This is a genomic window from Acinetobacter sp. NIOH-H-8, assembly GCF_046635365.1.
In the GTDB taxonomy this organism is placed as follows: domain Bacteria; phylum Pseudomonadota; class Gammaproteobacteria; order Pseudomonadales; family Moraxellaceae; genus Acinetobacter.
In genome coordinates, this window is record NZ_JBHDVN010000313.1 from 1 (window position 1) to 402 (window position 402).

Below are 402 nucleotides of genomic sequence, written 5' to 3' on the forward strand. Positions count from 1 at the left end.
CCGTTAAAGTGGCGGACGAAGTCTTTATTCTGCCGCTGAACGCGGTGATGGAGTCCCTCCAGCCGCGTGAAGAAGATCTGCATCCGCTGGCGGGCGGGGAGCGCGTGCTCGAAGTACGCGGCGAGTATCTGCCGCTGGTGGAACTGTGGAAAGTGTTCGAAGTGGACGGGGCAAAAACCGAGGCCACGCAGGGTATCGTTGTGATCCTGCAAAGCGCCGGACGCCGCTACGCGCTGCTGGTTGATCAGCTGATTGGTCAGCATCAGGTGGTGGTTAAGAACCTGGAAAGCAACTACCGCAAAGTGCCGGGGATCTCTGCTGCCACCATCCTGGGTGATGGTAGCGTCGCGCTGATCGTCGATGTATCGGCACTTCAGGGATTAAATCGTGAACAACGTGTGG

1 protein-coding gene is annotated in these 402 nt (G+C 58.5%); it reads left to right on the forward strand.

All coding sequences use genetic code 11. The annotated features are described in order from the left end of the window. Positions 1–402 (forward strand): chemotaxis protein CheW (locus ACEWB7_RS18405; protein WP_411581150.1); only part of this gene is annotated, 402 nt, incomplete at both ends.